We start from the raw sequence: 10,158 nt of genomic DNA, 5'->3' as shown, positions 1-10,158 counted from the left end.
ATATGGGGGGCGAAAAAATACGGGTCTTCCAGAATTTCTACATGGGCAGGCATACTGGGCGCCATAGTCGGCGCCATAGTCGGTGCGCCCTTCATGTTCGGCGTCGGCGCGGTATTCGGCGCCCTGTTCGGCGCCTGGGCGGGTTGCTTTCTGGCAGAACTGCTCATCCGCCGACAGGCTTCCGCCGTAGCCTTCCGCGCAGCTCAGGGAGCCTTCGTAGGACGCTTTCTCGGCATGGTCGTCAAATTCGGCCTCGGCATGGCCATGCTTGCGCTTACCGCCTCCAACCTCTGGCCTGATGCTCTTTAATATCAGAGTTCCGGCACGCATCCCGAATCTTATGTCCACGTTCTCGCAAAAAGCGCATGACTGTCTCGGATAACTGTCCCTTTCCGGCATATTCTCTTCACCTTTAATTCTTCACGGCGCAACTGCTCTCCAACGTTGAGCGGACCGCGCCCGGCATCGTCATGAAAAACGCTTCCGAAATCGCCGCCATGATGCGGAATCTTCGTCTGGTACTGGTTCGAACCAACTTTCCCGAAAACATCGGCATGGCCGCCCGCGCCTCCGCAAACTTCGGTCACGCCCCCCTGTATCTGGCCGAACCGAGACGCTGGAACTACGAAAAGGCGCTTCCCACAGCCACCAGTCAGGGCCGCCCTCTGCTCGACTCCATCACCGTCACAGACTCGGTGAAAGAAGCCGTGGCTCCGTGCACGCTCGTCATCGGCACCACGGCCCGCACGGGCGGAGCAAGGCAGCAGCTCATCACGCCGCGGCAGGCTGCCGCGGAAGTGGCCGAGCGCCTGGCGCTCGGTGAAGAGGTCGCCATCATGTTCGGCCCTGAAGACCGCGGACTCAGCAACGAAGATCTGGAAAACTGCGGCAGGCTCGTCACCATTCCCACGGCGCCGGACGCCTCTTCCCTGAATCTTGCGCAGGCCGTGCTGCTCATGATCTACGAATGCTATTTAGCCCTTCCCGACACCGCAAGAATCGACGCGCATCCGAACCTTTCCCGACGCGTCACGGCCGAGGAGAGAGACTTTCTCTTTCTTACTCTCAAAAACACCCTCATGGACATCGGTACCATTCCGAGAGACAACCCCGAACACTTTTTCTTGCCTCTGGCACGATTCTTTGACCGGGCAGATCTGCGCCGACACGAAATGGACATCTTCATGGGAATCTGCCGTCAGATGGAACATCTGACCCGCACAGACCCCGATTCAAAGTCCTGACGTCATTCATCCCTTCCTGTCTCAGCCATTTCCGCAGATATGCGGAAATGGCTCTGCTCTTTTGTGCAGTCCTCTGCAATCTTTTGAAAGAAAACTCCTCCCCGCTCTTTATTGACAGAAAAAATTCTATCTTCGTATAGGTGATAAAATACTCCCTGTTAAAATCCGTCAGGAGCCCCTCATGTCCATTCGATTCTTCCTGTGCCTTCTTTGTGTCGTGCTGATTTCAGGCTGTTCCCGCGACTCCGAAAAAAAGCAGCCTCAGGCCGTTCGCACGGCGCTGGTCTCTCTTGCCCTCTCCGGGACAAAAGACGTCCCCTACATGCTGGACGCCGTCGGTACCGTGGAACCTTCGGCCACGGTAAACATCGTTTCTCGTACAAGCGGGGAGCTTCAGCAGGTGCTCATCCACGACGGCGACCAGGTAAAGAAGGGACAGCTTCTGTTCGTCATTGAAAAAGAACCATATGAAATAGCGCTTCATCAGGCTCAGGCCAGGCTTGAAAGCGACAAAGCCAAACTTGCCAAAGCTCAGGACGACTACTCCCGCGCTCTTAAAATGAAGAAAGGCGGTTTTTCCAGCGCCGCAGAAACCGACGATGCCCGCGTGACCATGGTCAGTGCGCAGGCCGCCGTCAGAGAAGATGCCGCAGCACTGGAAAAGGCCGAACTTGATCTCTCCTACTGCGAAATCCGGGCCCCCATGGACGGACGCACGGACGACGTGCGCGTTGACAAGGGCAACGTCATCACGGCACAGACGCTTCTTGTGGTTCTCGACGCCTTCCAGCCTGCGGACATCACCTTCAACGTTCCGGAAAAACATCTTCCCCTGATTCGTCGCAACGTCCGGGAAACGGGACTCAAGGTTGCCGCCACCTCCAAGGAAGGAAAGCCGCTCACCGGCGACGTCATATTTGTGGGCAATGTGGATCCCGACACGGGAACCGTGCCGCTCAAGGCGCGCTTTCTCAACGAGGGAACGGAACTGTGGCCCGGAGAATTTCTTCGCGTGAGCCTGCAGCTCGACATGAGAAAGAACGCCGTCACCGTTCCCAGCCGCGCGGTACTGCTCGGCCCGGACGGTCCGTTCGTCTATGTGGTAGGCGACGACAGACGGGCCAGAGTACGGCTCGTGAGCACCGACGTGGAAAACGATGGTGTCACCGTCATATCCAAAGGCCTCTCCAGCGGCGAATACGTAGTGCTTGAAGGCCACGTACGCCTGAAAGACGGCATGCCCGTACGCCTGCAGGAAGACAGAAAAATCACCGCCGCAGGGGGAGCGCAGCAATGAACATTTCCACCACGTTCATCAAGCGCCCTGTCGCCACCACACTGCTCATGATGGGCATACTCGTCTTCGGCTGGATGAGCTATCTTCGCCTTCCATTGAGCGAAAACCCCAACATCGACTATCCTGTCATCATCGTTTCCGCGACCCTGAGCGGTGCATCCCCGGAAACCATGGCCACATCCGTGGCCAAGCCGCTGGAAAAACAGCTCTCCACCATTGCCAGCATCAAGAACATGACCTCCACCAACAAGCTCGGGCGCACCATGGTGCGTGTGGAATTCGAGCTTGACCGAGACATTGACGGCGCGGCTCTCGACGTGCAGTCGGCCATATCCATCGCCTATTCCCGCATGCCGGACACCATGACGCAGATGCCCCGCTTCATGAAGCTGGATCCCGACTCACTGCCCGTCATTCAGATCGCCCTCACGACCAATACGCTCACACGGCAGCAGCTGACGGACTACGCGGAGAACTATGTGTCTCAGCGTCTTTCCATGGTGGCCGGCGTATCGAAGTCCGACGTGCGCGGCGCCAAGCGCTACGCAGTGCGCGTCAACCTTCGTCCCGACCTCATGCAGGCTCGCGACGTCAGCGCCGAAGAAATCCGCAACGGCATAGATGCCGCCAATGTCACCCTGCCTACCGGCAAGCTGGAAGGTGCGGACCGCATACGCAACATCAAGGACAACGGCTCACTCATAAAGGCCGAAGATTTCGCAAAAATCGTGGTTGCCTGGCGCAACGGAGCTCCCGTGCGCCTGAGCGACGTCGCCGACGTGGAAGAAGGCGTGGAGGAGACCAATCAGGCCAGCTTCATCAGCGGAGATCCCGGCGTCATCGTGCAGGTGACCAAGCAGCCTGGCGGCAACACCGTACAGATAGTGAGCGACATCCTTGATCTGCTCGCAGATATTGAAGCAACGCTCCCGCCGTCCATAAACATGGACGTGGTGGAAGATACTTCCATTCCCATTAAAGAGTCGGTGCATGAAGTGGAGTTCACGCTTCTTCTCACCATAGTCCTGGTGGTGCTCGTCATCTACGCATTTCTCCGCGACGGCATGGCCACCATCATTCCCAGCCTTGCGCTGCCGCTTTCCGTAGTGGCCACCTTCCCGCTCATGTTCTCCGCCGGATTCAGTCTCGACAACATGTCGCTCATGGCACTCATTCTGGTCGTGGGCTTCGTGGTGGACGACGCCATTGTCATGCTGGAAAACATCATTCGGCACAGGGAAATGGGCAAGTCTCCGTTCAACGCCGCCATAGACGGCGCCGGGGAAATAGGCTTCACCATTCTTTCCATGACCATCTCTCTCGGTGCGGTGTTCATTCCCCTGCTGTTTCTGCCAGGAACGGCAGGCCGTATGTTCTTTGAATTCGCGGCCGTCATCATCATCGCCATTTCCATTTCCTTCTTCATCTCCATCAGCCTCACGCCCATGATGAGTGCGCTTTTTCTCACGGATCAGTCCGTGCATCTCAAGCACACGGGTCTGAAGGCTGCCATGGAACGCGGCTTCGTCGCCCTGCTTTCCCTGTACTCCCGCAGCCTTCACTGCGTGATGCGTCACCGCTTTCTTACCTTCGTAAGCTCACTGCTGCTCATCGTGGCTACATGGTGGCTCTCCACTCTGGTGCCTACGGGATACTTTCCGGCTATCGACGGCGGGCGCATACGCGTCTTTGCCCGGGCCGAAGAATCCATCTCCTTTGACGCGCTGACCCGAGCCGTGGAGGAACTTCATCCCATCATCTCCGCCGATCCCGCCGTGCGAAGCTTCACCACCACCATAGGCGGCGGCACACGGGCCGACACCAACACCGCCAATATCATGATACGCCTGAAGCCCATCGCCGAACGAGACAACATCAATGTAGTCATAGACCGGCTCAGAAAGGCTCTCGACACCAACCCCACGCTCATGGTCTCGCTGCGCAACGCCAACATGCAGGGGGCAGGCGGCAGTTCCACCGGCATCTACACCTATACCCTCGTAGGCAGCAACACTGCAGAGCTCTACGCCGCCGCCCGTGATGTGGAAGAGGCGCTTCAGCGTCTGAAGAGCGTGCGCGACATCGGTTCCGATCTTCAGCTCATGAACCCGTCCATCCGTCTCATTGTGGACAGAGACAAGGCCACCATGCTGGGCATCACGCTCTCGCAGATCGAAAACTCTCTCTACTCCGCCTTCGGCACCCGGGAAATCTCCACCATTTATACGGATGTCAGCGACTACACCGTAAAAATGGAGGTTTCCCCTGAGCTTCAGGACAGCGCAAGCATTCTGGAAAGCATCTATCTGCGCTCCGGCAAGGGAAAGCTCGTACCTCTTGAAACGCTCGTCACGCGCCAGTTCGAGGCCGGTCCCCTTTCCGTGAACCACAGAGGACAGTTCCCCGCCGTGAGCATTTCCTTCAACGTTGCCAGCGGCTATGCCATGGGCGAAGCCATGGCCGACGTGGAAAACGCCGCGCGCGACATCCTGCCCGCTTCTGTGACCGGCAGCCTTACCGGTACCGCCCAGGACTTTCAGGACTCCGTGCACGACATGATTCTCATCATCATCGTGGCGCTGCTGCTCATCTACATCGTGCTCGGCATTCTGTACGAGAGCTTCATTCATCCCATCACCATTCTTTCAGGCCTGCCGTCCGCCGCTTTCGGAGCGCTGTTCAGCCTCTGGCTTTTCGACTCGGAACTGAACATGACTGCCTTCGTGGGCATCATCATGCTCATCGGCATCGTGAAGAAGAATGCCATCATGGTACTGGACTTTGCCCTGGCCGCCGAACGCAGCGGCAGTCTGGAAACGGAAGACGCCATCATTCAGGGCTGCCTCATCCGTTTCCGTCCCATCCTCATGACAACCCTTGCCGCCGTCATGGGTGCACTGCCTCTGGCCTTCGGCATCGGAGCCACGGGCGCAGAAGCCCGTCAGCCCATAGGTATATGCGTATCCGGCGGGCTCATATTCTCTCAGCTCGTCACGCTCTACATCACGCCGGTGTACTACGTGTATCTTGACAACTTCGGTAAATGGGTAGGCAGACATATGCGCCGCATCTTCCGCAAAAGCCTTGCCGAATCCGCCCCGGAAACCTCTTCCGTACGTTAACAGGACTTGCACTTCCCAGAAATTTCGGAGACAACACGTTCACAAAATACCCGCAGGGCCTTCCGATCATGACGCCGGAAGGCCCTGCCATGTCCCGGAAATGAGGCAGTCTCGCCGCACAAGGAAATTTTCATGCTGAACGAATACGAAAAACGTTTTCTCTCCTCGGAAGTCCCTTCCCGCCCCGCCGACAAGGCCCGCTTTCATGTCATTCCCGTGCCATATGAGGCCACAGTGAGCTACGCGGGCGGAACGGCGCAGGGCCCCGAGGCCATCCTCGACGCCTCCGACCAGCTTGAGCTTTGCGACGGCATCAGCTTTCCCGGCGAAGGAGGTATCTTCACGCAGTCGCCAGTGGACTGCTCCGGCACGCCGGAAGAGGTCATGGATCGCATACGGCAGGCCGTGCTCGCCGCGCTCGACGCGGGCGCCATGCCTGTCGTGCTCGGCGGCGAACATTCCCTCACCTACGGTGAAATGGTCGCACTCAAGGAACGCTTCGGTACGTTCGGCGTCATACAGTTCGACGCTCATGCCGATCTGCGCGACAGCTATGAAGGCAGCAAATGGAGTCATGCCAGCGTGATGCGTCGTGCCGTCAAGGATCTCGGCCTGCCTCTCGTTCAGCTCGGCAACCGCATCTTCTGCCGGGAGGAGCTCGACGCCCGAAAGGAACACAAGGTCACAAGCTGGGATGCGCCGTATCTGTGCCGCAACGGCATACCGGAGAACCTTCTTCCTGAAAACTTTCCAGAAAATATTTTCATTACCTTCGACGTCGACGGTCTCGACCCTTCCATCATGCCGGAAACAGGTACGCCGGTTCCCGGCGGTCTCGGCTGGTATCAGGCCCTTGAGCTGGCTTCACGTGCCGTACAGGGCCGCAGGCTCCTGGGCTTCGATGTCGTCGAGCTTGCGCCGCGTGAAGGTCATATAGTGTCGGACTTCACCGCCGCCAGTCTGACCTATGCTCTCATGGGCATTGCAGAGCGCAACGGCGACGTGAACTGAAGCGGTCCCCACAGTCAAAACACGAACAGGCGGAGGATTCCTTCCTCCGCCTGCCGCGTTTAAGCATAAAACTGCCAACGAACTTCCTCTGCGCTTCGACGTCCCCCTTCATTACGCCCCTCCACGAGACATGAAGAACGAATCCGGCCCGGCATTCCCAAGCAGAAAGATGAGGGCAGCGAAGACATGCCTCCCCTGTCCATAAATCCTCCTTACGCCTGCAGAACCTCTTTCAGGAAAAACGCCGCATCTCTGCCTCACGCCATAAAAAAACACACAAGGCAGATCCGGCATGAAACGAAAGTATTTCAAACGACGAGTTCATTTCTCTTCGGAATGCCCGTTCAGCCTCATTGTCGTTCGCTCTTCGTGCATGGAAAGAAGTCCTTCCGCACTCAGGCAAGATAATGCTCCAGATTGGACTCCATTTCCTTCAGCGTCAGCATGCATTCTTCCTTCCGCTCTTCAGAGATCGAAGAAAAAAGCTTCCGCTCCAGAATGGCATACACGGCCCGAAACTCTTCCAGAACCTCGCTGCCCGAAGGAGTAAGGCCGACAAGATAGCTTCGACCGTCGCCGGGATTGGGTTTCTTGAACACATACCCTCCATGCTCCAGACAGTCCGTTGCCTTGGTAATGGACGATTTCGGTCTTTTCAGAGCCACCACGAGCTCCGTCACGGGCTGAGGCATGCCGGCCTGACTCAGATATTCCAGCACCGCACCATGGGAGGGCACCAGGTCGTCCACCCCGCGCTTTAAAAGTTCGTTTTGAATAATCCGATGCGCCCGGACCAGAATCCTGTTGAACCTGTCCACGCAGTCGCTGTATTCCATGCTACCCCCTTGCGCGGGACTTCCCGCCGTAATTTCCCGCCATCTGCGGGCACTCTCCATCTTCGCCCATTTCCCCGGCACCGGTAAATGATAATTTCTTTTTCTGCCCCGCTCCGCGGATTCCCCATCTTTACGGAAGATGAGTTTTTTGATATCTTGATAAAGGGAAAACGGTTGATTGTTTAATCAAACAGTATTAGTTTTCTTCCGTTCGGCCGCAGGGAGGTCGCCAGTCGCACTCCCCTCTATCCTGTTGCGGCCAAATGACACTGGCGTTTAGCTTCCGCACATCAAGCGGGCATATTTCCGCCGCATGGCGGGCATCTCTATGAGGAGGACTTTATGGCCAAACACATGAAGACTATGGACGGCAATACCGCCGCCGCGCACATTGCGTACGCCCTGAGCGACGTTGCCGCCATTTACCCCATTACGCCCTCGTCCGTCATGGGCGAACTGGCCGACGAATGGTCTGCCAAGGGCCAGAAGAACCTGATGGGTCAGACTGTCGCTATCCGTGAAATGCAGTCCGAAGCTGGTGCTGCCGGTGCTGTGCACGGTTCTCTGGTCTCCGGTGCTCTGACCACCACCTTCACGGCTTCTCAGGGCCTCTTGCTCATGATCCCCAACATGTACAAGATCGCCGGTGAACTTCTCCCCGGCGTCTTCCATGTGTCCGCCCGTGCGCTGGCCTCCCACGCTCTGTCCATCTTCGGCGATCATCAGGACGTCATGGCCGCCCGTCAGACCGGTTTCGCCTTCCTCTGCTCCAACAACCCCCAGGAATCCATGGATCTCGCTCTGGTGGCTCATCTTGCCGCCATCGACTCCAGCGTCCCCTTCTGCCACTTCTTCGACGGCTTCCGTACCTCTCACGAAATCCGCAAGATCGAAGTCATCGACTACGAAGACATCCGCAAGGTCGTGAACTGGGAAAAGGTTCAGGAATTCCGCGACAACGCCATGAATCCTGAACATCCGCATCAGCGCGGCACCGCTCAGAACCCCGACATCTACTTCCAGAACCGCGAAGCCTGCAACCCCTACTACAATGAAGTGCCCGCCATCGTGGTCGATGCCATGAAGCGCGTGGCCTCCATCACCGGCCGCAGCTACAAGCCCTTCGACTACTACGGAGATCCTGAAGCTGATCGCGTGGTCGTGGCCATGGGCTCCTCCTGCGACGTCATGGAAGAAGTGGTCGACTACCTGAACGCCCGCGGCGAACGCGTCGGTATCGTGAAGGTTCGTCTGTACCGTCCCTTCAGCGCCGAACTCATGCTGAACGTCATGCCCGCCACCGTGCAGACCGTGACCGTGCTTGACCGCACCAAGGAACCCGGCTCTCTCGGTGAACCTCTGTACGAAGACGTGTGCACCGCCTTTGTGGAACACGGCGATCAGATCCGTGTGTTCCCCAAGATCATCGCTGGTCGCTACGGCCTCGGCTCCAAGGAATTCACGCCTGCCATGGCCAAGGCCGTGTTCGACAACATGCTGGTCGCCTCTCCCAAGAACCACTTCACCGTGGGCATCAATGACGACGTGACCAATCTGTCCCTCGAAGTCGGTGCCGACATCGACACCGTGCCCGCCGGCACCGTGCAGTGCAAGTTCTTCGGCCTCGGCTCCGACGGCACCGTCGGCGCCAACAAGGACGCCATCAAGATCATCGGCGACAACACCGACATGTACGCTCAGGGCTACTTCGCCTACGACTCCAAGAAGTCCGGCGGCTTCACCGTGTCGCACCTGCGCTTCGGCAAGTCCTATCTGAAGTCCTCCTATCTCGTGAACCGCGCCGACTTCATCGCCTGCCACAAGGATTCCTACGTGCACATGTATGATGTGCTTGAAGGCATCAAGGAAGGCGGCACCTTCCTGCTGAACTCCAGCTGGACCACCGTGGAAGACATGGATCGTGAACTTCCCGGTCAGATGAAGCGCGTCATCGCCAAGAAGCACCTCAAGTTCTACAACGTGGACGCCGTCAAGGTGGCCGCTGAAGTGGGCCTCGGCAACCGCATCAACATGGTTACCCAGACCGCCTTCTTCAAGCTTGCCAATGTGCTGCCCATTGAAGAAGCCATCAACTACATCAAGGCCGCCATCAAGAAGACCTACGGCAAGAAGGGCGACAAGGTCGTCAACATGAACATCGCCGCCGTGGACAAGGCTCTTGAAGCTCTCACCGAGATCAAGTACCCCGAATCCTGGGCCGATGCCGTTGATACTCCTTCCATCTACAACGACACCGATCCCTACATCGCCAACGTGGTTCGTCCCATCCTCGCTCAGAAGGGCGACACCCTGCCCGTGTCCGCCTTCGATCCCACCGGCATCGTGCCCCTCGGCACCACTGCCTGTGAAAAGCGCGGCGTGGCCGTTGCCGTTCCCGAATGGGATTCCACCAAGTGCATTCAGTGCACCCGCTGCTCCATGGCCTGCCCCCATGCCGCCATCCGTCCCGTGCTCGCCACGGAAGACGAACTGGAAGGCGCGCCTGAAAGCTTCGTCACCATCGACGCCATGGGCAAGGAACTCAAGGGTCTCAAGTTCCGCATTCAGGTCTACGCTCAGGACTGCCTCGGCTGCGGTTCCTGCGCCAATGTCTGCCCTGCCAAGGAAAAGGCTCTGGTCATGAAGCC

The 10,158-nt window shown here is 57.9% G+C and carries 7 protein-coding genes; 6 read left to right on the top strand and 1 reads right to left on the bottom strand.

Annotated elements, in window-relative coordinates; translation table 11 throughout:
* The 5 genes from Q0J81_RS08460 to speB form a co-directional block, all read left to right on the top strand.
* Window positions 1-309: DUF456 domain-containing protein (locus tag Q0J81_RS08460; RefSeq protein WP_294447177.1), on the top strand; the 309-nt coding region annotated here is incomplete at its 5' end.
* A 161-nt stretch (window positions 310-470) separates the two neighbouring features.
* On the top strand, window positions 471-1,244 hold the full coding sequence (locus Q0J81_RS08455) for an RNA methyltransferase (protein WP_294447176.1): 774 nt from the start codon (window positions 471-473) through the stop codon (window positions 1,242-1,244).
* Window positions 1,245-1,425: 181 nt separating this feature from the next.
* Window positions 1,426-2,541, top strand: coding sequence for an efflux RND transporter periplasmic adaptor subunit (locus Q0J81_RS08450; RefSeq protein ID WP_294447175.1), 1,116 nt, complete (start codon window positions 1,426-1,428; stop codon window positions 2,539-2,541).
* Window positions 2,538-5,663 carry an efflux RND transporter permease subunit gene (locus Q0J81_RS08445; protein WP_294447174.1) on the top strand — a complete coding sequence of 1,042 codons (3,126 nt, stop codon included), beginning with the start codon at window positions 2,538-2,540 and terminating at the stop codon, window positions 5,661-5,663. Before Q0J81_RS08450 ends, Q0J81_RS08445 begins: the two co-directional genes overlap by 4 nt.
* Before the next feature lie 132 nt (window positions 5,664-5,795).
* Window positions 5,796-6,674 (top strand): agmatinase, encoded by an 879-nt coding sequence (speB, locus tag Q0J81_RS08440; protein ID WP_294447173.1) that lies wholly within the window; start codon window positions 5,796-5,798, stop codon window positions 6,672-6,674.
* Window positions 6,675-7,069: 395 nt separating this feature from the next.
* On the opposite strand, the gene Q0J81_RS08435 is transcribed toward speB, so the two are convergent.
* The gene (locus tag Q0J81_RS08435) at window positions 7,070-7,510 is read right to left on the bottom strand and encodes a MarR family transcriptional regulator (RefSeq protein ID WP_294447172.1); all 441 of its coding nucleotides are present in this window, start codon (window positions 7,508-7,510) and stop codon (window positions 7,070-7,072) included.
* Between the two features lie 342 nt (window positions 7,511-7,852).
* On the opposite strand from Q0J81_RS08435, the gene nifJ reads away from it, so the two are divergent.
* On the top strand, window positions 7,853-10,158 hold a 2,306-nt coding region (nifJ, locus tag Q0J81_RS08430; RefSeq protein WP_294447171.1), incomplete at its 3' end, for a pyruvate:ferredoxin (flavodoxin) oxidoreductase.

Source organism: uncultured Mailhella sp., assembly GCF_944324575.1.
GTDB lineage: Bacteria > Desulfobacterota > Desulfovibrionia > Desulfovibrionales > Desulfovibrionaceae > Mailhella.
The sequence above is the reverse complement of the archived record's forward strand: the minus strand, read 5'-3'. Positions and strand labels throughout refer to the sequence as shown.